The organism is Pseudonocardia aurantiaca (assembly GCF_039526725.1).
In the GTDB taxonomy this organism is placed as follows: Bacteria; Actinomycetota; Actinomycetes; order Mycobacteriales; family Pseudonocardiaceae; genus Pseudonocardia; species Pseudonocardia aurantiaca.
The window spans coordinates 117,452-138,363 of sequence record NZ_BAAAJG010000009.1; the positions used below are offsets into that span (position 1 = coordinate 117,452).

The 20,912-nt window shown below is 73.2% G+C and carries 15 protein-coding genes; 3 read left to right on the forward strand and 12 right to left on the reverse strand.

What is annotated here, in order from left to right; translation table 11 throughout:
• Positions 1-37 precede the first annotated feature (37 nt).
• Complete coding sequence (locus ABD143_RS15375) at positions 38-352, forward strand: hypothetical protein (protein ID WP_343977774.1); 315 nt, start codon at positions 38-40, stop codon at positions 350-352.
• Between the two features lie 65 nt (positions 353-417).
• Here the strand turns inward: ABD143_RS15375 and ABD143_RS15380 are convergent, their stop codons facing one another.
• The 6 genes from ABD143_RS15380 to ABD143_RS15405 all read right to left on the reverse strand — a co-directional run bounded on the left by ABD143_RS15380 (position 418) and on the right by ABD143_RS15405 (position 8,644).
• A complete protein-coding gene (locus tag ABD143_RS15380) occupies positions 418-3,417 on the reverse strand; it encodes a bifunctional [glutamine synthetase] adenylyltransferase/[glutamine synthetase]-adenylyl-L-tyrosine phosphorylase (RefSeq protein ID WP_343977777.1) in 3,000 nt (999 codons plus the stop codon).
• A gap of 162 nt (positions 3,418-3,579) precedes the next feature.
• Positions 3,580-4,419 (reverse strand): GNAT family N-acetyltransferase, encoded by an 840-nt coding sequence (locus tag ABD143_RS15385; RefSeq protein WP_343977780.1) that lies wholly within the window; start codon positions 4,417-4,419, stop codon positions 3,580-3,582.
• 42 nt (positions 4,420-4,461) lie between these two features.
• Positions 4,462-4,683, reverse strand: coding sequence for a DUF397 domain-containing protein (locus tag ABD143_RS15390; protein ID WP_343977783.1), 222 nt, complete (start codon positions 4,681-4,683; stop codon positions 4,462-4,464).
• A 20-nt stretch (positions 4,684-4,703) separates the two neighbouring features.
• Complete coding sequence (locus ABD143_RS15395; protein WP_343977786.1) at positions 4,704-5,543, reverse strand: helix-turn-helix domain-containing protein; 840 nt, start codon at positions 5,541-5,543, stop codon at positions 4,704-4,706.
• 107 nt (positions 5,544-5,650) lie between these two features.
• Entirely contained in the window at positions 5,651-6,994 is a 1,344-nt protein-coding gene (glnA, locus tag ABD143_RS15400) for a type I glutamate--ammonia ligase (protein ID WP_343977789.1), read from the reverse strand.
• Positions 6,995-7,063: 69 nt separating this feature from the next.
• Positions 7,064-8,644 carry an alpha/beta hydrolase gene (locus tag ABD143_RS15405; protein WP_343977792.1) on the reverse strand — a complete coding sequence of 527 codons (1,581 nt, stop codon included), beginning with the start codon at positions 8,642-8,644 and terminating at the stop codon, positions 7,064-7,066.
• Positions 8,645-8,898: 254 nt separating this feature from the next.
• On the opposite strand from ABD143_RS15405, the gene panB reads away from it, so the two are divergent.
• Positions 8,899-9,744: a 3-methyl-2-oxobutanoate hydroxymethyltransferase gene (panB, locus tag ABD143_RS15410; RefSeq protein ID WP_343977795.1), complete on the forward strand. Its 846-nt coding sequence runs from the start codon at positions 8,899-8,901 to the stop codon at positions 9,742-9,744.
• A 130-nt stretch (positions 9,745-9,874) separates the two neighbouring features.
• Here panB and ABD143_RS15415 read toward each other — a convergent pair whose 3' ends face one another.
• From ABD143_RS15415 to ABD143_RS15435, 5 genes are all read right to left on the reverse strand, one after another.
• Positions 9,875-10,981, reverse strand: coding sequence for a glutamate-cysteine ligase family protein (locus tag ABD143_RS15415; RefSeq protein WP_343977798.1), 1,107 nt, complete (start codon positions 10,979-10,981; stop codon positions 9,875-9,877).
• Positions 10,982-11,089: 108 nt separating this feature from the next.
• Complete coding sequence (locus ABD143_RS15420) at positions 11,090-12,511, reverse strand: RNB domain-containing ribonuclease (RefSeq protein WP_343977801.1); 1,422 nt, start codon at positions 12,509-12,511, stop codon at positions 11,090-11,092.
• Positions 12,512-12,885: 374 nt separating this feature from the next.
• Positions 12,886-13,614 (reverse strand): maleylpyruvate isomerase family mycothiol-dependent enzyme, encoded by a 729-nt coding sequence (locus tag ABD143_RS15425; protein ID WP_343977804.1) that lies wholly within the window; start codon positions 13,612-13,614, stop codon positions 12,886-12,888.
• A 32-nt stretch (positions 13,615-13,646) separates the two neighbouring features.
• Entirely contained in the window at positions 13,647-13,814 is a 168-nt protein-coding gene (locus ABD143_RS15430) for a hypothetical protein (RefSeq protein ID WP_343977807.1), read from the reverse strand.
• A gap of 133 nt (positions 13,815-13,947) precedes the next feature.
• Complete coding sequence (locus tag ABD143_RS15435) at positions 13,948-16,335, reverse strand: xanthine dehydrogenase family protein molybdopterin-binding subunit (RefSeq protein WP_343977810.1); 2,388 nt, start codon at positions 16,333-16,335, stop codon at positions 13,948-13,950.
• Between the two features lie 185 nt (positions 16,336-16,520).
• Between ABD143_RS15435 and ABD143_RS15440 the strand changes: the two genes are divergently transcribed.
• Positions 16,521-18,170 carry a fumarate hydratase gene (locus ABD143_RS15440; RefSeq protein ID WP_343977813.1) on the forward strand — a complete coding sequence of 550 codons (1,650 nt, stop codon included), beginning with the start codon at positions 16,521-16,523 and terminating at the stop codon, positions 18,168-18,170.
• A gap of 15 nt (positions 18,171-18,185) precedes the next feature.
• On the opposite strand, the gene ABD143_RS15445 is transcribed toward ABD143_RS15440, so the two are convergent.
• A complete protein-coding gene (locus tag ABD143_RS15445) occupies positions 18,186-20,912 on the reverse strand; it encodes a bifunctional acetate--CoA ligase family protein/GNAT family N-acetyltransferase (protein WP_343977816.1) in 2,727 nt (908 codons plus the stop codon).

Consider the following 20,912-nt stretch of genomic DNA (forward strand, 5'->3'; position numbering starts at 1 on the left):
GGTCCGGGGCGGGGCCGCGGCGTTCCATTCTTGGCCGGTGTCCATGCAGCGAACGGTTGGCAGGCAGGCGGGCGTGATCGCGCTGTCTCAGACCGTCGCGCTCGGGATGAGTGCCCGCACCGTTCAGCGGCGGGTTCGCAATGGGGCGTGGCGGGAGCTGCACCCGCGGGTCGACCTGGTCGGCGGCCACCAGTGCACCGACGAGGCACGGGTCCGGGCCGCGTGGTTGTGGGCGGGTGGTGAGCCCGCCGCCGCGGGATGGGACCTGCTCCGGTTCACCTGGCACGACCTGAACGGCAGGCCCGCGGAGGTGGCGGCAGAGATCAAGGCAACCCTCGTCGCCGCTGCATGATCGTCAGGAGTGGTTTGAGGGCGACAGATCTGTCGCTCCCACACCACTTCTCGTGATCATGAGTGTCACCAGCCGTAGAAGACCCGCTCCACCACCGCGCGGGCGCGCCGGGTGGTGCGGCGGTAGTCGTCGAGGAAGATGCCGGGGTCGCCGTCGGCCGGGTAGCTCATCGCGGCCGCGACCGCGAGCAGCTCGCGCCCCGAGCGGGGCAGCTGGTCGCCCGGCTTGCCCTTGACCAGCATGACGGCGTTGCGAGCGCGGGTGGCCATCGTCCAGCCCGCCGCCAGCTCGTTCGCGTCCTCCGCGCTCAGCAGGCCCGCCTGGCTCGCCGCCCGCAGCCCCTCGAGCGTGGAGGTCGTGCGCAGCTCCGGGATGTCGCCCGCGTGCTGGAGCTGGAGCAGCTGCACCGTCCACTCGACGTCGGCGAGCCCGCCCAGCCCGAGCTTCGTGTGCGTGGTGCGGTCCGCGCCGCGCGGGAGCCGCTCGGCGTCGACCCGGGCCTTGATCCGCCGGATCTCGGTCACCGTGGCCTGGTCGATGCCGTCGGCGGGGTAGCGGATGGGGTCGACCATGTGCAGGAACCGCCTGCCCAGGTCCTCGTCACCGGCCACCGCGCTCGCCCGCAGCAGCGCCTGCGCCTCCCAGGGCTCCGACCAGCGGGCGTAGTAGTTGCGGTAGGACTCCAGCGTGCGCACCAGCGGCCCAGAGCGCCCCTCGGGCCGCAGATCCGCGTCGACGACGAGCGCCGGGTCCGGGTTCGGTGCGGCAAGCCTGCGACGGACGGTCTCGGCAACCGTGGTCGCGTACCGCACGGCCTCGCGGTCCTCCGCGCCGTCTACCGGCTCGCAGACGAACAGCACGTCGGCGTCGCTGCCGTAGCCCAGCTCGGCACCGCCGAGCCGGCCCATCCCGATCACCGCGAGCCTGGCGGGCGGCGGCCCCCCGTCGATGGCCTTCTCGACCGACTCCAGCGTCGCTTGCAGCACCGCGACCCACACGGCGCTCAGCGCCACGCAGATCTCCTCGACAGACAGCACGCCGAGCAGGTCGCCGCACGCCACCCGCAGCATCTCGTGGCGCCGCAGGGAGCGGGCGCTGGCGGCGGCGGCGTCCGGGTCGTTCTGCCGCGCCACCGTCGCGCGTAGCGACGCCGCCACCTCCGCCGGGTCCCGGCGCAGCTCGTCGGCCTGCCCTGCAGCGGGCGAGGCGAGCAGCCGCAGCACCTCCGGCGCCCGGACCAGCAGGTCCGGGACCAGCGCGGACGTGCCGAGCAGCCGCATCAGCCGCTCCGCGACCTGCCCCTCGTCGCGCAGGAGACGCAGGTACCACGGGGTGGTCGCGAGAGCCTCGGACACCCGCCGGTACGCAAGCAGCCCGCGGTCGGGCTCGGGGCTGCGGGCAAGCTCACCGAGCAGAACGGGCAGCAGCGTCTGCTGGATCGACGCCGCCCGCGACACCCCGGACGTCAACGCACGCAGGTGTCCGAGGGCCCCCTCCGGCGACGCCCAGCCCAACGCACCCAGCCGCGCGACCGCCGCCTGCTCCGACAGCCGCACCGAGTCGACGGGCAGCCGCGACACGGCCGTGAGCAGCGGTCGGTAGAACAGCTTCTCGTGCAGCCTGCGCACGCGGTGCGCGTTGTGCGCCCACTCCGCGGCCAGCACGCCGACGACGTCGCGGCGCCCGTCGGGACGCATCCGCGCCGCCCTGGCGAGCCAGCGCAGGTTGTCGGTGTCGTCGGGGGCGGGGAGGAGGTGGGTGCGCCGCATCCGCTGCAGCTGGAGGCGGTGCTCCAGCAGGCGCAGGAACCGGTAGGACGCGGCCAGGTTGGCCCCGTCCTCACGCCCCACGTAGCCGCCGTCGGCGAGGGCGGCGAGCGCCTGCAGCGTGGACGGCGAGCGCAGCGACTCGTCGGTGCGCCCGTGCACGAGCTGGAGGAGCTGCACCGCGAACTCGACGTCGCGCAGCCCGCCCGGCCCGAGCTTGATCTCGCGGTCGGTGTGGTCGGGGCGGATGTGCTCCTCCACCCGCCGGCGCATCGCCTGGACGTCGGCCACGAAGTCGTCGCGTTCGGACGCGCTCCACACCAGCGGCGCGACGGCCTCGGCGTAGGCGGCACCCAGCTCCGGGTCGCCCGCCACCGGCCTCGCCTTGAGCAGCGCCTGGAACTCCCAGGTCTTGGCCCACCGCTTGTAGTAGGACAGGTGCCCGTCGAGCGTGCGGACGAGCGTGCCCTGCCGGCCCTCCGGGCGGAGGTTGGCGTCGACCTGGAAACACGCCTCCCCTGCGATGCGCATGACCCGGCTGGCCAGCCGGGTGGTCTGCTGGTCAGCGGGCTCGGCGACGAACACGACGTCGACGTCGCTCACGTAGTTCAGCTCGTGGCCGCCGGTCTTGCCCATCGAGATCACGGCGAGCCGCCCGGGGTCCACCTCGGTCTCGGCCACGGCGACGGCCAGCGCGGCCTGCAACGCGGCCGCGGCGAGGTCGGCGAGCTGCGCGGCCACGTCCTCGACGTCGAGCACCGGCAGCTCGGGCTCCCCGACCGCGGCGAGATCGGCGGCGGCGAGCACCAGCACCTCGTCGCGGTAGGCCGTCCGCAGGGCGGTGATCGCCTCGGCCCCCGTGAGCGTCGCGGGCGATCCACCGGCCGCGCCCGCAGGCGGGCCGTCCGGGTCGGCGCCCACGGCCCGCAGCAGGGCGGCGGTGGCGGCAGCCCCCGGCGGCGGCGCCGACGCGGTGAGCCGGTGCCAGCGGTCGGGGTGGGTGATCAGGTGGTCGGCCAGCGCCGTCGAGCTGCCGAGGAGGGCGAGCAGGCGCCCCCGAAACACCTGGTCCGTGCGCAGCGCGGCGTCGAAGTCAGCGCGGTCCGGTACCGCCTGGACCAGGCGCTCCGCCGCCCGCAACGCGAGGTCGGGGTCGGGGCTGCGGGCCAGCGCCCACATGATCGGACCCGCGCCCTCGGCCGGTTTGTCACCGGCCCACCAGCCGAGCTCGGTGACCGTTGACTCCGCCCGGGGCTCAGTGAGCCCCAGGCGCGCGAGCGAGCTTCCGGTGCGCGTCACGGACGTGGATCCTGCCCTACATCGGGCGAGAACATCACCATGGTCTTGCCACGGAGCGACGACAATGTTTCGTATCGGGGGCCGCGCCGTCACGGTCCGCGAACGGGACCAACGCGGTGCAGCCGGTGATCGACTCGACCGGACGTGGTGGACTCCGGGCCCTCACGCGACGAACTGCACCTCGGCCGCCTCGTGCACCGGCCGGTACCCCAGGCGCGGGTAGAGCCGGTTGGTGACCGGGTTGGCGAGGTCGGTGTACAGCAGCACCCGGTCGGCGCCGGCGTCGAGCGCCCACTGCGATGCGGCCGCCGTCGCCGCGGCCGCGTAGCCATGGTTGCGGTGCTCAGGGGGTGTGTAGACGGGGCCGATCCGCGACATCCCGGCTACCACCGGTCGCGCGGCGGCGTGCGACACGGGCTCCCCGCCGACCTCCCACAGGATCTCGGCGCACCCCAGCAGCAACCCGCTCAGCACGGTCTCGAGCGGCGACAGCGGGTCGTGCCACCCCCCGTGGTCCTCCTCGACGAACGCGAGCCGCCAGGCGGCCAGCAGGTCGGCGTCGTTCTCGTCGCCCCGGCGCGCCGCTCCTGGGACCCCCGTCGGCGGCGTGAGCGTGTCCAACTCGAAGAGGCGGGTGCGCATCGTGGTCTCGGTGCGGTCACCGGTGCGGGCCGCGCGGGCCGCCGCGAAGGCCTCCAGCTCGGCGATCGGACCGGTTGCCCCGGTCAGCTCCGGGTCGGCGATAGCGAGCGCCTCCTCGGCGGCGGCCGCGTGCCGGGCGGGCACGGCGGAGACGAGGACCGGCCGCCCGGGCGTGCGCAGGGCCGCCCCGACCACCTTCCCTGCCTCGTGCAGTGTGAGGAGCGCGGCCGCCTCGTGCCCGGCCCGGCGGATGCCGTCGAGCACGGTGAGGACGACGGTGTGGCGCAGTGGGTCGGCGCGCAGCACAGGGCCGGCAGCGGCCGCGAACGTCTCGGGGCTGTCATGCAGGACGATCTCCACGGCACGACTGTGCCGCCCGCCGCCGCTGCGGCAAAGCCACTTTCAGGGCCGGTCGAACTCCCCCGCGCGCACGCCCGCCACGAACGCGGCCCACTCCTGCGCCGTGAACCGGTGCACACCCAGCGAGCGGTCCTTGGTGTCGCGCACCGCCACGCCGCCGCCGGGCAGGAACGCCACCTCGACGCAGCCGTCGCCGCCGCCGTTGCCGTTACTGAAGCTGCTCTTCCGCCAAGCGAGGCCTGCGGAGGGGGTCGAGGCGGGCATCGGCACCTTCTTCGGGACGACTAGAGCTTCTCGGCCATCCCCTCGACCAGGGCGACGGACTCGGCCGGACCCAGCGCCGCCGAGCGGAGGTGGTCGAACACGACCCTAGCCCGGGCGACGTCCTCGTCCTTCTCCAGGTGGACCGCGCCCATCGGGTGCTCGACGTAGGCCATGTCCGGCTCACCGAGCCTGTCGAAGCTCAACAGGGTGAACGCCCCGCCCATACCGGCATGGGCGCCCACCGCGGTCGGGAGCACGTGGAACGTCACGGTGTCCAGCGCTGCCGCCTCCACCAGTCGCTCCAGTTTGGCGCGCATGACGGCCGGCCCGCCGACCGGTCGGCGCAGCACCGTCTCCTCGACGATCGCCGACAGCTCCAGCGGCTCCTCGTCGGATGTCAGCCGCTTCTGACGGATCATCCTGACCGTGACCTCGCGCTCCTTCTGCTCGGCCGTCCATCGCGTTGCCGATGCGTCGAACACCGCTCGCGCGTAGTCCTCGGTCTGCAACAGCCCGGGCAGGTACATCACCATGAACTCCCGCAGCAGCGTTGCCTCGGCCTCCAGCGGCACGTAGCCGTAGTCGTTCAGCCCGTACGCCCGCCACCACCCCGGCCGCCGCGCCTCACGCGTCAGCTCGATCAGCTCGGTCCACTTCTCACCGCCGACGCCGTAGTGGTCGAGCATGCTGCGCACGCCATGCACGTCGACCAACTGCTGCGCGTTCTCGATACGGCTCAGCTTGCTGGACGACCAGTCCAGCGCCGGGGCCGCGGCTTCGATCGTGAGCCCGGCCTGCTCGCGCAGCAGCCGGAGCTGGCGCGCGAGCTGCCGTCTCCGGATCGTCGATCCGTTCCGCACGCATCCACTCCCACTCTCGGCGACCAGCCGATCGCAGATGGTGTCAGGTGGAAGGTGGGAAGTGAAAGTTGCACATGATCATGCCCAGCGATCACGGGCCGTGTGCGTCAGAGCACCGGGAGGTAGGTGGCGAGCTCGTAGGGGGTGACCTGGCGGCGGTAGCCGTCCCATTCCGAGCGCTTGTTGCGGAGGAAGAAGTCGAAGACGTGCTCACCGAGGATCTCGGCGACCAACTCCGAGTGCTCCATCGCCCCGAGCGCCTCGGTGAGGTTCTGCGGCAGCGCCTCGTAGCCCATCGCGCGGCGCTCGGTCTCGGTCAGCGACCAGACGTCGTCCTCGGTGGCGGGCGGCAGCTCGTAGCCCTTCTGCACGCCGGTGAGGCCGGCGCCGAGGATCACGGCGAAAGCGAGGTAGGGGTTGCAGGCGCTGTCGAGCGTGCGGATCTCCACTCGCCGCGTGGACGACTTTCCGGGCGAGTACATCGGCACCCGCACCAGCGCCGAGCGGTTCGCGTGCCCCCACGACACGGCGGTGGGCGCCTCGCCGCCGACGATCAGGCGCTTGTAGGAGTTGACCCACTGGTTGGTGACCGCGCTCATCTCGCGCGCGTGCCGGAGCACGCCGGCCACGAACGCCTTGCCCGTCTCGGAGAGCTCGTACGGGTCGTTGGGGTCGTGGAAGGCGTTGCGGTCGCCCTCGAAGAGCGAGAAGTGGGTGTGCATCGCCGAGCCGGGGTGCGCCGAGAACGGCTTGGGCATGAACGACGCCCGCACGCCCTGGGTGAGCGCGACCTCCTTCACCACGTACCGGAACGTCATGATGTTGTCGGCCATGGTCAGCGCGTCGGCGTAGCGCAGGTCGATCTCCTGCTGGCCCGGACCGCCCTCGTGGTGGCTGAACTCGACCGAGATGCCCATCGACTCCAGCGTCTCGATCGCGTTGCGCCGGAAGTGCGGGGCGACGTCGTGGCTCGCCTGGTCGAAGTAGCCGCCGGAGTCGGCAGGCTCGGGCGGGGACCCGTCGGAGGGCAGGTCGCGCAGCAGGTAGAACTCGATCTCGGGGTGGACGTAGCAGGTGAAGCCCGCCTCGCCCGCCTTGGACAGGGCCCTACGCAGCACGTGCCGGGGGTCCGCCCACGAGGGCGATCCGTCGGGCATGGCGATGTCGCAGAACATGCGGGCCGAGTAGTGCTCGCCCTGCGACGTCTCCCAGGGCAGCACCTGGAACGTCGACGGGTCGGGACGGGCGACCATGTCCGACTCGTACACGCGCGCGAAGCCCTCGATCGCGGACCCGTCGAACCCGATCCCCTCCGCGAACGCCCCCTCCAGCTCGGCGGGAGCGACGGCCACCGACTTGAGGTAGCCGAGCACGTCGGTGAACCAGAGTCGGACGAAGCGGATGTCGCGTTCCTCGAGCGTGCGGAGCACGAACTCCTGCTGGCGGTCCATGGGCGCCGAGCCTAGGAACGCCGTGTTACAGGCATGTTACCTACGGGGGTCCTGAACAACCGCCACCGCTCAGGCCGGCCGGCAGACGATGCCGGGCGGTGGCACCGAAAGGTCGACGAGGTAGCGCGTCACCGCGTCGTCGACGCACGTCACCCCCCGCAGCGCAACCGTGTGCTGGTTGCCCTCGAAGGTCAGCAGGCTGCCGCCGAGGGATTGGGCGAGGTCGACGCCCGCCTGGTACGGGGTGGCGGGGTCGCCGGTCGTCGAGATCACCAGGGTGGGCGGCAGGCCCTGCACCTGCGGCACGTGTGGCTGACTCGTGGGCGGGGACGGCCAGAACGCGCACGGGTCGAGCGCCGCGACGACGCCGCGGCCGTCGTCGCGGAACGGGGCTGCCTCGTTGGCCCGCCGGATGAGCTCGGCCTGCTGCGCCCGGTCGGTGATCCGCTCCTCGTCCACGCAACTGATGGCGTTGAACGCCTCGATGCCGTTGCCGTAATGCCCGTTCGGCTCGCGGTTGTAGTAGATGTCGGCGAGCTGAAGCAGGGTCGTCCCGTCGCCCGACGCGAGCGTGGAAAGCCCTGCGGAGATGACGGGCCAGAACTCGGAGAGGTACAGCCCCTGGATCACCCCGGTGATCGCATCGGGGTAGGCGAGGGTCCTGGCGCCGCCCTCGGCACGCGCCGGGGCGTCGATGAGCGGCCGGGTGAGCGCCTGGAAGCGCGCGGTGGCCTGGGCGGGGTCGGTGCCGAGGGGGCAGTTCGGCTGCCGGGCGCAGTCGGCGGCGTAGGCGTCGAAGGCGTGCTGGAACCCGGCGTTCTGCGCCACGACCCGGTCGATCGTCGACTGCTTCGGGTCCAGCGCCCCGTCGAGCACCAGCGCCCTGACGTTCCCGGGGAACGCCTCGGCGTAGGACGACCCGATGCGCGTGCCGTAGGAGAAGCCGAGGTAGCTGAGCTTCTGGTCGCCGAGGACGGCGCGCAGGATGTCGAGGTCGCGCACGACGTCGCGCGTGCCGGCGTTGGCGAGCACCTGCGGCCCGCCGGAGCGTTCGGTGCACAGCTGGGCGTAGTGCTGGTTCTCCGCCTCGGTCTGCTGCACGCCGGCGGGCGACGGGTCGACGTCGAGGTCGGCGCGCTCGACCTCCCATTCGGGGTCGTTCAGGCAGTCGAGCGTCGGGGTGCTCGATCCGACCCCGCGCGGGTCGAAGCCCACGAGGTCGAAGCGCTGCCCGAGCGGGGCCTCGGCGAGCCCCGGCGCCAGCGAGGCCACCGTCTCCATGCCGGAGGCCCCCGGCCCGCCCGGGTTGAACAGCAGCGACCCGATCCGGTCGGGGCCTGTGGCGCGCTGGCGCAGCACCCCGACCTTCGCGGTCGGTCCGGCGGGTGCGGAGTAGTCGAGCGGCACCGTCAGGCTGAAGCAGTCGAACGCCTGGTTGGCGTAGGCCTGCTGGGCCTGGGCGCTCGTGGCGTAGTCAGCGCACGCTCCCCACTGCGGCACCTGGTCGTAGAACCGGTTCAGCTCGGCAGGCGTCGGCGTCGGCGTGGGTGGCGCCGGAGCGGGCGGGGCCGCCTGTGAGCACGCCGAGAGCACCAGGGCGGCGGAGCACAGGGCGGCCGCGAGGACGGAGAGCCTCAGTCGGGGGAGCACGCGGTCAGCATGCCAGCGCCCCACGCAAGCGCACGGTGAAGCGGATCTGCGCGCTGGGAGGGTGCTGAAAAGCTCGGGCCTACTGCGCGGCGCCCAGGCACCATCTGTGACGCCGCTGAGGCACAGCCGGCCCAGCCGGCGTGTGAACCTCGTCCCACGGCGGTGATCGCACCGGCCCCCGATGTCACGCTTCTTGCGTCAGCACCCTGACGACCCGGGGACCCGCCATGGGCCTCGAGGGAGGACGGACAGCGATGTCTGAAACAGAACTGCAGGCGCCCTACCGGTCCGGCGCGGCCCGCCCGAAGCGCGTCCGCATCCCGCACCTGCAGGAGTTCAAGGAACGCGGCGAGCGGTGGGCGATGCTCACCGCCTACGACACCTACACCGCGGAGATCTTCGACGAGGCCGGCATCCCGGTGCTGCTCGTCGGCGACTCCGCGGCCAACAACGTCTACGGCTACGAGAACACCCTCCCCGTCACCACCGACGAGCTGCTGCCGCTGGTCAAGGCAGTCGTGCGGGGCGCGAAGTCCGCGCTGGTCGTGGCCGACCTCCCGTTCGGCAGCTACCAGACCGGGCCCGAGCAGGCCCTCACCACCGCGTTCCGGTTCATGAAGGAGGGCGGCGCGCACGCCGTCAAGCTGGAGGGCGGGGCGCGGTTCGCGCCGCAGGTCGACGCACTCGCCGGGGCCGGCGTCCCGGTGATGGCGCACCTCGGATTCACCCCGCAGAGCGAGCACGCGCTCGGCGGATATCGGGTGCAGGGCCGCGGCGCGGCCGCCGACCGACTCGTGGAGGACGCGCTCGCCCTGCAGGCCGCAGGCGCGTTCTCGGTGGTGCTGGAGATGGTGCCCGCGGACGTCGCCAAGCGCGTCACCGGCGAGCTGACGATCCCCACGATCGGGATCGGCGCCGGGCCGGACTGCGACGCCCAGGTGCTCGTCTGGTCGGACATGGCCGGGATGAACCGCGGGCGCAAGCCGCGCTTCGTGAAGCAGTACGCCGACGTCGGAGCAGTGCTGCTGGATGCAGCCAGGCGGTTCGGCGAGGACGTGCGCGGCGGCACCTACCCGGACTCCGAGCACTCCTACAGCTAGACCTCCCGCACGGGCGCGGGGCAAGAAGCCGCGCCCGTGCGGTGACCTCCCGGCTTCGGGACCTACTCGGCGGCCACCGCGAGCACCTCGCCGGTCTCGCTGCCGCTCACTAGGCGCCTTCGACTGCATGTCAAACACGGCTCCCCCGCGGGCTCAACCCCGCCACGGGCTCCCCGGCCTCGTAGGCCGCCAGCATCGCCGTGGCCGGGGACTCGCGGCGCTTCCAACGCGCGCGAAGGCTCTCCAGCCGGGCCAGGTCGTCGGCGCGGCCCGTGAGAGCAGCCTCCGCGGCGTCGAGGAGGTCGCCGGTGCCCGCATGCACCTCGTCGTCGGTCAGCCCGGCCTGGGCCACGTGCCGGTGCATCTCGGCGTCCGGCGTGGTGCGGCGCCCGGGCAGCGAGCGGTCGAGCACGAGACCGGTGAGCAGGCTCAGCAGTTCGCCGTAGAGCGCCGGCTCGGGGCAGGAGTCGAACGCCTTGAACTCGACGCGCCCGACCTCCGCGGGCAGGCGCGCCACCTGCGTCAGCGACGGGTCGGCAGGCAGCTGCCCCTCCTCCCCCGCCAGGAAGACGAGAGCGGCCGGCCGCCTGCCGGTGCGCACCGCGGTACGCGCCGACAGCCCGCCCCACGGCTTCCCGTCCCGGAACGGCGAGGAGAACGACAGCGGCACGAGCCACGGGCTGTAGTAGGTGAGCTTGCGCCCGGCGTCGACGAGGTCGGCAGGCCCGATGTCCGAACACGACAGGTTCAGGTCGGGCCCGTACGTCGACATGTGCACGTGGGCCGTGCGCTCCTCGGGCGAGCCGAGCCGGTGCTCGCGCTCCCAGTCGTTCAGCGGCGGCTCGATCATGTACTCCGAGCGCAGCGGGTTGAACGAGATCGTGGTGGTGCGCAGCCCCGTGCTCGCCAGCGCCGCGTCGAGCCGGCCGATGTCGGCCCGCAGCGCGCCGACGGCGGCGTCGACGGAGTCGTGGATGCGCGTGCGGACCTCCAGGCCCTTGGGGTCGCAGCGCACCAGCCCGCCGCGGGCGTCGAACCGCTCGTAGCCCTCGACGTACCAGCGCTTGCGCTTGATGCCCTGGTCGCCGACGCGCAGGTCCGGGTAGTCGGCCGGATCCTCGGGCAGGCCGTCGACCACGGCCTGCAGCTCGTCGAACGTGGTGTTCGTGTAGTCGGCGAACCGGCCGTCGGTGTGCAACAGCGCGCACTCGTGCTCGATGCCGTAGCGGAACCGCACCGGCCGACCCCTTCGTTCAGTCAGCGGACCATCCGCAGCGATGAGGGTACCCTTACAACATCACCCTCTCAGGAGGAGTGCTCACCTGGCTGCGGTGACGCGCGCGGCTCAGGCTGCGGCGAACTCGATGCGGCCGGTCGCCGGGTCCGTCTCCATCAGGCGCACCCGCACCAGTGCCCCCGCCGTCAGCGCCCCGGTGCAGCGGGCCAGCACGGGCGGGTCCGGCACGTAGACCTCACCGGGCTCACCGTCGCGCCCCGCCGGCCGCAGCACCACGGCGTCGAACTCCTCGCCGACCCGCGCTGTGAGCAGCGCGGCCTCCGTGCGGTCGACGCAGGCCCTGTCGACCTTCCCGGCCAGCGCGTCCGACGCCGACATGGCCTCCGGCAGCGCCGGGAGCGCCGCCCGCAGCCAGTCCGGCAGCTCCTCGCCCGCCGCAACAGCCAGGCACAGCTCGGAGCCGAACCGGTCGGCCAGGCGCCGCAGCGGGGCGGTCACGTGCGCGTACGGCGCTCCGATGCCGCCGTGACGGGGGTCCGCGGGGGCCGGAAGGCCCGCGGCGGGGTCGAAGGCCGCGTAGCCGGCTCCGCGCAGCAGCACGGTCGCCGCCCGCCGCACGGCCAGCGCCGCGGGGTCGGCCGCGGTGAGGCCGGCCAACTGCTCGGCCACCGACGCCCCGTCCGGCCAGGCGAAACCCAGCTCGCGCGCGGCGCGGACGAACGCCTTCAACGCCTCGGGCTCCGGCGAGGGAAGGGTGCGCAGCAGCCCGATGCCGGCGTCCAGCATCATCCGGGCCGCCGCCATGCCCGTGAGCAGCGAGATCTCGGCGTTCCACGCCTCGATGTCGAGGCGCCGCCGCACCTGCACCGTCCAGCCGCCCGCGCCGTCCGGCACGACCTGCTGCTCGGGCAGTTCCAGCTCGATCGCCCCGCGCCGCACGGCGTGCGCCCGGCGCAGCACCCCCAGCTCGGGCAGCGCGGCCACCGCCGGGTGCACGCTGCCCGCATCGACGTCGGCCTGGACCCCCGCGTAGTCCAGCCGCGCCCGGGACCGCACGACGGCCCGCCGGACGTCCACGCCCGTCTGCTCGCCGGCCTCGTCCAGGTCGAACGTCCAGAGCACCGCCGCTCGGGAACAGTCGGGGAGCAGGCTAGACGCGCCTTCCGAGAGCACCGGAGGGTGCAGCGGCACCGACCCGTCAGGCAGGTAGACGGTCTGCCCGCGCCGGCGCACCTCCGCGTCGAGGGCGCCGCCTGGCGCGACCACCGCCCCGAGGTCAGCGATGGCGTAGTGCACCCGGAACCCGCTGCCGCGCCGGGTGACGCCGAGCGCCTGGTCGAGGTCCTTCGCATCCGGTGGGTCGATCGTCACCAGCTCGACATGGGTGGCGTCGAACCGCCCCGGCCCCGGCCCCGGGCGCTCGGCCGACGCCCGCTCGGCCTCCGCCAGCACGTCGGGCGGGAACGCCTCCGGGAGCGCGAACTCGGCTCGGACGGCGTCGAAGTCGGGAACGGCCCGCGTCGGCTGCACGGCCGGAGCCTCCCACGAACAAGCACGGAACGCGGGCTAGCTCTCAGGCTCTGCACACACATACGCGTCCAGCCCGCCGTCGCCCAACCGTGAGGTGCACGCCAGAGCTGTTCGATCTTCTTGGGACCGCTCTCAGGTCCATTTCGACGCACGCGACGGCCGAGCCCGGTGCGTATGTGTGTGCAGAGCCAGCGGCGGCCGCGGCGGGGCGAGGAGGGTCCTGAACAACTCCGGCCGTAGCGAGCGGCGTCCAGGTGGTGGCAGCGCAAGGCGGAGGAGAGGCCCGATACCGCTGTTGTATCGGGCCCGACGACAACGCAGCGATGGCGCCGGCTGGGCGTCGCGCAGTAGGCCCGAGTTGTTCAGGGCGCTCCTTAAAGCCAGCGCGGGAGGGCGGGGAGCTTGCGGGCGGCGTCGCCGCGCAGACCGCGGCCCTTGCTCCGGCCGAGGAGCCACGCCGCCAGCTCGGGCGCAGGCCCGGACACCGTGGTGGGTGCGGCCTGGTCGCCGACCTTCCACGCCGTCCCGTCGGGTGCGACGAGCAGCAACGGCGGGCAGTCCGGCTTCTCCGCCATCGCCTCGGCGACGTCGGTGAGCAGCTCGGTGACCATCGGCGCCGGGAAGTCGTCGAAGGACGCGCCGACGTCGAGGTCGACCGAGTGGATCCACATCTCCCGCGCCCGGATCCACGCGATGTCGGTGGCCGGGATCTCCCGCCCCTGCACGTTGGTGATGTGCGCCGACCATGCGGTTTTCGGCATCTTGCGCACCACCACCGCCAGCCGGTCCGACGACTCCACGACGTCGTCGCGGATCTCGGCGGGCGAGCGCGCGGCCCCGGCCTCGATGGCGCTGTCGCGGGCGTCACGGCTCGCGTAGGCGGGGGTCGGGACGCCGGTACGCGCCCACGTCAGGAGGTTGATCATCCCGTCGGCGTTGCGGGCGATGTGGGTCAGGACGTGCGCACGGCTCCAGCCGGGGAGCGTGGACGCGGCACCGAAGGCGTCGTCGCCCATGCGGGTCATGAGCCCCCGCAGGTGCGCGGCGCCGTCACCGGCCCAGGCCAGGGTGTTCGCCAGCGACCGGGGGCCGCCTGCGGTCACCGTTCTCCCTCGAGCCTGCAGGTGTTGCGGCACTAGCCGACCCCTGCCACGGACGTGACCAGCAGGTTGCCGTGCTCCAGGTACCGCGGGGGCCGCTCCGGCAACGCGCGGACGTCGGCCTCACCCGTCTCGACGGTGGCGTCGGCGTCCACGCGCACCGCGCGGTTTCCCGTCGCCGTCCGGATCGTGGCCAGCCTCATCGTTTCTCCTCGCCCAACGTCATGGGGCCCGACGTCACGGGGCCCAATGTCACGGGGCGCAGTCTCGTCCAGCACTGTGGGGGACGCCCGATCGGGGCCATCCCCAGCCAGGGGACGGCCCCGATCGTCCGGATCAGATCTCCCCGCCGGCCGCCTCCCCGCCGGTGGAGGTGCGCACCGGCAGCGTCGCGAAGACGGCGGGCGGCTCGCGCCACGGGTCGGCGGCCTGCCCGGCCCGCGCGTCCCGGACCGCCCGCCACACCCGCTCCGGCGTGCACGGCAGGTCGATGTGCCGCACCCCGAACGGACTGAGCGCGTCCACCACGGCGTTCTGCACCGCCGGGGTGGCCCCGACCGTGGCCGACTCGCCGATCCCCTTCGCCCCGAGCGGGTTCATGGGGGTGGGGGTCTCGGTGTTGCTCGCCTCGAACGTGAACAAGTCGGCCGCGCTCGGCATCCGGTAGTCGGCGAGCGTGGCGGTGAGCGGCTGGCCCTCGGAGTCGTAGACGACCTCCTCGTAGAGGGCCTGAGCGACGCCCTGGGCGAGCCCGCCGTGCTGCTGGCCCTCGACGAGCAGCGGGTTGAGCACGCGCCCGCAGTCGTCGACGGCGACGTGCCGCAGCGGCGTGACCCGGCCGGTGTCGGTGTCGACCTCCACCACGGACACGTGTGCCCCGAACGGGAACGTGGCACCCGCCTGCCGGAAGTCGAGCCCCGCCGCCAGCGCCTCGCCGTCGGTCTCGGCGGCGGAAGCGAGCTGGGCCCAGGTGAGCGTCACCGACGGCACGCCCACCACCCCGAAGACGCCGACGCCGTCGTCGCCGGTGGTCAGCTCGATGTCGTCGACCGAGGCCTCCAGCTGCGCCGCCGCCCGTCTGCGCGCCTGTTCCAGCACGTCGTCGGCGGCCGCCCGGACCGCGTTCCCACCCATCTGCAGGCTCCGCGAGCCACCCGTGCCCCCGCCGCGGGGCACGGTGGCGGTGTCCGACTGCACGAACCGGATCTTGTCCATGGGGATGCCGAGGCGGTCGCTTGTGAGCATCGCGAACGCCGTCGCGTGGCCCTGGCCGTGCCCGGAGGTGCCTGCGGAGATTGTGGCCGCCCCGTCGGCGTGCACGGTGACCGAGCCGAACTCGGTGCCGCCCCCACCCGCGGTGATCTCCACGTAGACGCAGACGCCGAGGCCCAGCTGCACCGGGTCGCCCGACTCGCGGCGGCGGGCCTGCTCCTCGCGCACCTTCTCGTAGTCGACGAGCCGCAGCGCCTCGCGCAGCGGGAGGTCGTAGTCGCCGACGTCGTACCGCGCGCCCGGGATCGTCGTGTACGGGAAGTCGGCGGGGTCGATGAAGTTGCGGCGGCGCAGCTCCACCGGGTCCATGTCCAACTCGGCAGCCGCGATGTCCATGATCCGCTCGAGGTGCGCCGTGGCCTCCGGGCGGCCGGCCCCGCGGAACGCGCCCATGGGCGTGGTGTTGGTGAGCGCGACGGCCGCGTCGAACCCGATCTTCGGCACCCGGTAGACCCCCGGGCTCATCGTGTAGGTGGAGCCGAACACGAGCGCCCCGCCGAACCCGGCGTACGCCCCGCTGTCGGCCACCACCCGCGCCCGCAGGCCGGTGATGTCGCCCTCGCGGGTCAGGCCGAGCTCGTAGTAGGCCACCTGTCCGCGCCCGTGCGGCATCGAGACGAGGTTCTCCGAGCGGGTCTCCACCCACGTCACGGGCCGGTTCAGCGCCCTCGCGACGCCGACCGCGGCCGTGTGCTCGGCGATCATGCCCGCCTTGCCACCGAACCCGCCGCCCACGTGCGGGGCGATCACCCGGACCCGGTCGGCGTCCAGGCCGAAGAGCTGCGCCGCCTGGTCGCGGAAAAGGTGCGGCATCTGGGTGGACACCCAGATGGTGAGGTCGTGCTCCCCGCCGCCGTCACCGCCGCCGGGCTGCACCGCGATCGCGTTGCCCTCCATCGGCATCACCGCGAGCCGCTGGTTGACCAAACGCGCCCGCACGACCACCTCGGCGTCGGCGAGCGGGTCCTCCTCGGAGCGCTCGCCCCTGGCGACGTTGCTGCCCAGCTCCGGGAACTGCAGCGGGGCGCCGGGCTCCAGCGCCGCCTCCATGTCGACGACGGCGGGCAGCGGGTCGTAGTCGACCTCGACGAGCTCGACCGCGTCGACGGCCGCGGCCTTCGTCTCGGCAACGACAACCGCGACGGCCTCGCCCACGAACCGGACGCGGTCGGTGGCGAGCGGCGGGCGCGGCAGGTCCTCGTTGACGACCATCAGGCCGTGGTGGGCGGGCAGGTCGAGGTCGGCCGCGGTGAAGACCGCGACCACGCCGGGTGCGGCGGCGGCCTCGGCCGTCGCGATCCCGGTGACGACGGCGTGTGCGAGTGGGGAACGGACGAACGCGAGATGCAGCACACCCTCGAGACCTAGGTCGCCGACGTACGTGCTCGCGCCGGTGATGAGGTCGAGGTCCTCCACCCGGCGGACGGAGGTGCCGAGAATCGATCCAGCCATGATTCCGACCCTACGGTCAGCGATCAGGGAACTTCCAGGAGTTGACGCGAGCCGTCTCTCGGGAGAAGGTCTCCAACCGGAGACCTCGCGCGCCGGTTCGCCGGACGCGCACACCCCGGGAGGTCGGACTGGTCGGGGGCCGGTCCGGCCTCCCGACCCATGTTCGGGCTTGTTAGTTTCGGCGGGTGCCCGAATTCGGTTACACGGACGTGCTGCCCCTCGGTCCCGACGACACGGAGTACCGGAAGCTCGACCTCCCGCCCGGTCGTCCGGTCGAGGCCGCCGGCCGCACGTTCCTGGAGATCGAGCCGGCCACGATCACCACCCTGGTCCGCGAGGCGGTCCGCGACATCCAGCACATGCTGCGCCCGTCGCACCTCGCCCAGCTCCGGGCGATCATCGACGACCCGGAGGCGTCGCCGAACGACCGGTTCGTCGCCACCGACCTCCTGCGCAACGCCTGCGTCTCGGCCGGGGGCGTGCTGCCGATGTGCCAGGACACGGGCACCGCGATCGTCGTCGGCAAGCGCACCGAGACCGTGCTCACCGGCGGCAACGACGAGGAGGCCGTCTCCCGCGGCGTCTTCGAGGCCTACGACGAGCTGAACCTGCGCTACTCGCAGATGGCGCCCACGTCCTTCTGGGATGAGAAGAACACCGGCACCAACCTGCCCGCCCAGGTCGAGCTGTACAGCGCGCCGGGGCAGGCGCCGAAGTACGAGTTCCTCGTGATGGCCAAGGGCGGCGGCTCGGCCAACAAGACCTTCCTCTACCAGGAGACGAAGGCGCTGCTGAACCCGAAGAAGCTCGCGGCGTTCCTCGACGAGAAGCTTCGCTCGCTCGGCACGGCGGCCTGCCCGCCCTACCACCTCGCGATCGTGGTGGGCGGGATGTCGGCTGAGTACACCCTCAAGGTCGCCAAGCTTGCCTCGGCGCGCTACCTCGACGCGCTCCCCTCCGAGGGCTCGGCGGCGGGCCACGCCTTCCGCGACCGCGGCCTCGAACAGCAGGTCCTCGAGCTCACCCGCGAGTTCGGCATCGGCGCCCAGTTCGGCGGCAAGTACTTCTGCCACGACGTGCGGGTCGTCCGCCTGCCCCGGCACGGCGCCTCGCTGCCCGTCGGAATCGCCGTCTCCTGCTCCGCCGACCGCCAGGCCAAGGCGAAGATCACGCCTGATGGCGTTTTCCTGGAGCAGCTCGAGCGTGACCCGGCGCGCTACCTGCCGGAGGCCACGTCGGAGGACCTCTCCGCGGAGGTCGTGCGGGTCGACCTGAACCGGCCCATGGCCGAGATCCGGGAGCAGCTCTCGGCGCTGCCGGTGAAGACGCGGGTCTCGCTCACCGGCCCGCTCGTCGTCGCCCGCGACATCGCGCACGCCAAGATCGCCGAGCGGCTGGAGGCGGGTGAGGCGATCCCGCAGTACCTGCGCGACCACCCCGTCTACTACGCCGGTCCGGCCAAGACGCCCGAGGGGTACGCGTCCGGCTCGTTCGGGCCGACCACCGCGGGGCGCATGGACTCCTACGTCGAGCAGTTCCAGGCCGCGGGCGGCTCGCTGGTGATGCTCGCGAAGGGCAACCGGTCCAAGCAGGTCACCACCGCCTGCGCCACCTACGGCGGCTTCTACCTCGGCTCGATCGGCGGCCCGGCAGCGCGCCTGGCCCAGGACTGCATCCGCAAGGTCGAGGTGCTCGAGTACCCCGAGCTCGGCATGGAGGCGGTCTGGAAGATCGAGGTGGAGGACTTCCCGGCGTTCGTCGTGGTGGACGACAAGGGCAACGACTTCTTCGCCGGGGTCAGCCAGCCCACGCTGCAGGTCTCGTTCCGGAGGTAGCGCTTACCGCGTGGGTCAGCGGAGGCGGCGCGGACCGCCGTCATCCCGGGTGGGCGGCGGGCCGAGCACGACCCGCGCCCCCGTGACGAACGCCCCCTCCGGCGAGGCGAGCACCGGATCGAGGCCGAGCGACCGCACCTCGGGGAGGTCCTCCGCGATCCGGCCGACGCGCAGCACGAGGTCCTCCAGCCCCGCGAGGTCGACCGGTTCCGTGCCGCGGTAGCCGGCCAGCAACGGGGCCGCCCGTGGGGCTCGCACCAGCGCAGCGGCGTCCTGATCGGACACCGGCACCACCCGGAACGCCCGGTCGCCGAGCAGCTCCGTGGCCATCCCGGACAGCCCGAAGGAGAGCAGCGAGCCGAACGACGGGTCGTCCACGATCTCCAGCACGCACGAGATGCCCTTGGGCGCCATCCGCTGCACGTAGACCTCGTCCTGGCCGGTGAGGCGGGCGAGGTCGGCGTGCGCGCGCCGCACGCCGGTTCCGGTGGCGACGTCCAGCCGCACCCCGACCAGATCGGTGCGGTGGTGCCAGCGCTCCCCGACCGCCTTGATCGCCACCGGGAAGCCGAGCTCCTCGGCCGCCGCGACGGCCGCGTCGGCGCCTGCCACCCTCCGGAACTCGGTGAACCGGATGCCGTAGCAGGCGAGCAGCTCCACGGCCTCGGCGTCGCTGAGCCGCCGCTCCTTGTCGCCGCCGAGCTTGGCGACCAGCTCGCGGGCACGGTCGGCGTCGACGCCGTCAGGCGTGACGAACTCCCCGACCGGGCGCGACCGCCACCGCGCGTACCGGCTGACCCGGGCCAGCGCCGCCGCGGCCCGCTCCGGGCTGGGGAAGCTGGGGACCGAACCTGGGCCCGGCGACCCGTCCTCGCCCGGCACCGCCAGCTCGGCCGGCACCCCCTCGGCCGCGAGGAAGACCGCCGCCACCGGCTTGTCCGACCCTGCCACTGCCTCCCGCAGCGCCCGCGCGTACGCCCCGCTGGGGGTGGCCACGGGTGGGACGAACACGGCGACCAGCGCGTCGGCGCCGCCGTCCGGGCCGTCGGTTTCGCTCAGGGCACGTGCGACGGCAGCCGCGAACTCCTCGGGCGGGGCGGCGGTGCCGACGTCCACGGGCGGGCGGGCCAGCTCCAGCCCTCCGTCGAGCAGGGCGTCGGTGACGAGCAGGCCGAGCGCGCTGGAGTTGCCCACGACCGCGACCCGCGGCCCGGCCGGCAACGGCTGGTAGGCGAGCAGCAGCGCCGTGTCGAACAGCTGCGACAGCGTCTCGACCCTGATGACGCCCGCCTGCTCGAACAGGGCCTTGACGCTGGCCTCGTCGATGGGCGCGGCGCGGGCGGCGAGCGCCGGGGTCGGCCCGGTGTGGCGGCCGCTCTTCACCGCGACGATCGGCTTGGTGCGGGCCAGCCGCCGGGCGAGCCGGCCGAACTTGCGGGGGTTGCCGAACGTCTCGAGGTAGAGCAGCACGAGGTTCGTGTCCGGGTCGGTCTGCCAGTACTGGAGGAGGTCGTTGCCGGACAGGTCGGCCCGGTTGCCTGCCGAGACGAAGGTCGACAGGCCCAGCCCGCGCTCCTTCGCCGCCGCGAGGATGGCGATGCCGAGCGCGCCGGACTGCGAGAAGAACCCGACGCGGCCAGTACCCGGCAGATCGGGCGCGAGTGTGGCGTTGAGCCGCACGTCGGGGGAGGTGTTGGCCACGCCGAGCGCGTTGGGGCCGATCACCCGCATCCCATGGGCCCGGGCCTCGGCGACGAGCCGGCGCTCCGCGACCGTGCCGCTCCCGCCCGCGTCGGCGAACCCCGCGCTGATCACCACGAGCGCCTTCACGCCCTTCGCGAGGCAGGAGTCCATGACCTCGTCGATGCCCGCGGCCGGGACAGCAACCACGGCGAGGTCGACCTCGTCGGGGATGTCGGTGACCGAGGCGTACGCCCGCACTCCGCGCACCGACCGGGCCTCCGGGTTGACCGGGTAGACCGGGCCGGTGAAGTTGGCGCGCAGCAGGTGCGCGAGCACGGCGTGGCCGATCTTGGAGGGGTCGGTGGACGCACCGATCACGGCGACCGACGACGGATGCAGCACGTTGTGCACGCTGCGCGCCTCGGCCCGCTGCTCGCGGGAGTCGCGGACGGCGAGCGAGCGTTCGGTGGGGTCGACGTCGAACTCCAGGTGCAGCACACCCTCGGCGAACGCCCGGCTCACCTGGTAGCCGGCATCGCGGAAGACCCGCACCATCTGGTGGTTCTCCACCAGGACCTCGGCCTCGAAACGGCGCACACCGTTCTCGCGGGCGGCCGCGGCGAGGTGCTCCAGCAGTATCGAGCCGAGCCCGCGGCCCTGGTGCTCGTCGCGGACGACGAAGGCCACCTCCGCCGACTCCACCTCTCCCCCGCGCGCGGCGTCGAGACCCTCGTAGCGCCCGACCGCGATGATCTCGTCGCCGAGCAGGCAGATGAACGCCACCCGGGTGCGATGGTCGACCGTGGTGAAGCGCACCAGGTCGCGAGGCGAGATGCGTGGGTACGGCCCGAAGAACCGCAGGTAGCGCGTGCGCTCGGACAGGCCCTCGTGGAACCGCAGCAGCGCGTCGCCGTCGCTGGGCAGGATGGGACGCAGGTGCACGATGCCACCGTCGGACGCGACGACGTCGGCCTCCCACTGCCGGGGGTATCCCGGGTCGAGCGCCGCCGCCTCGGCTGGCGGCTCCGCGACGTGGGCCGGACGGTCCGATGGCGGCAT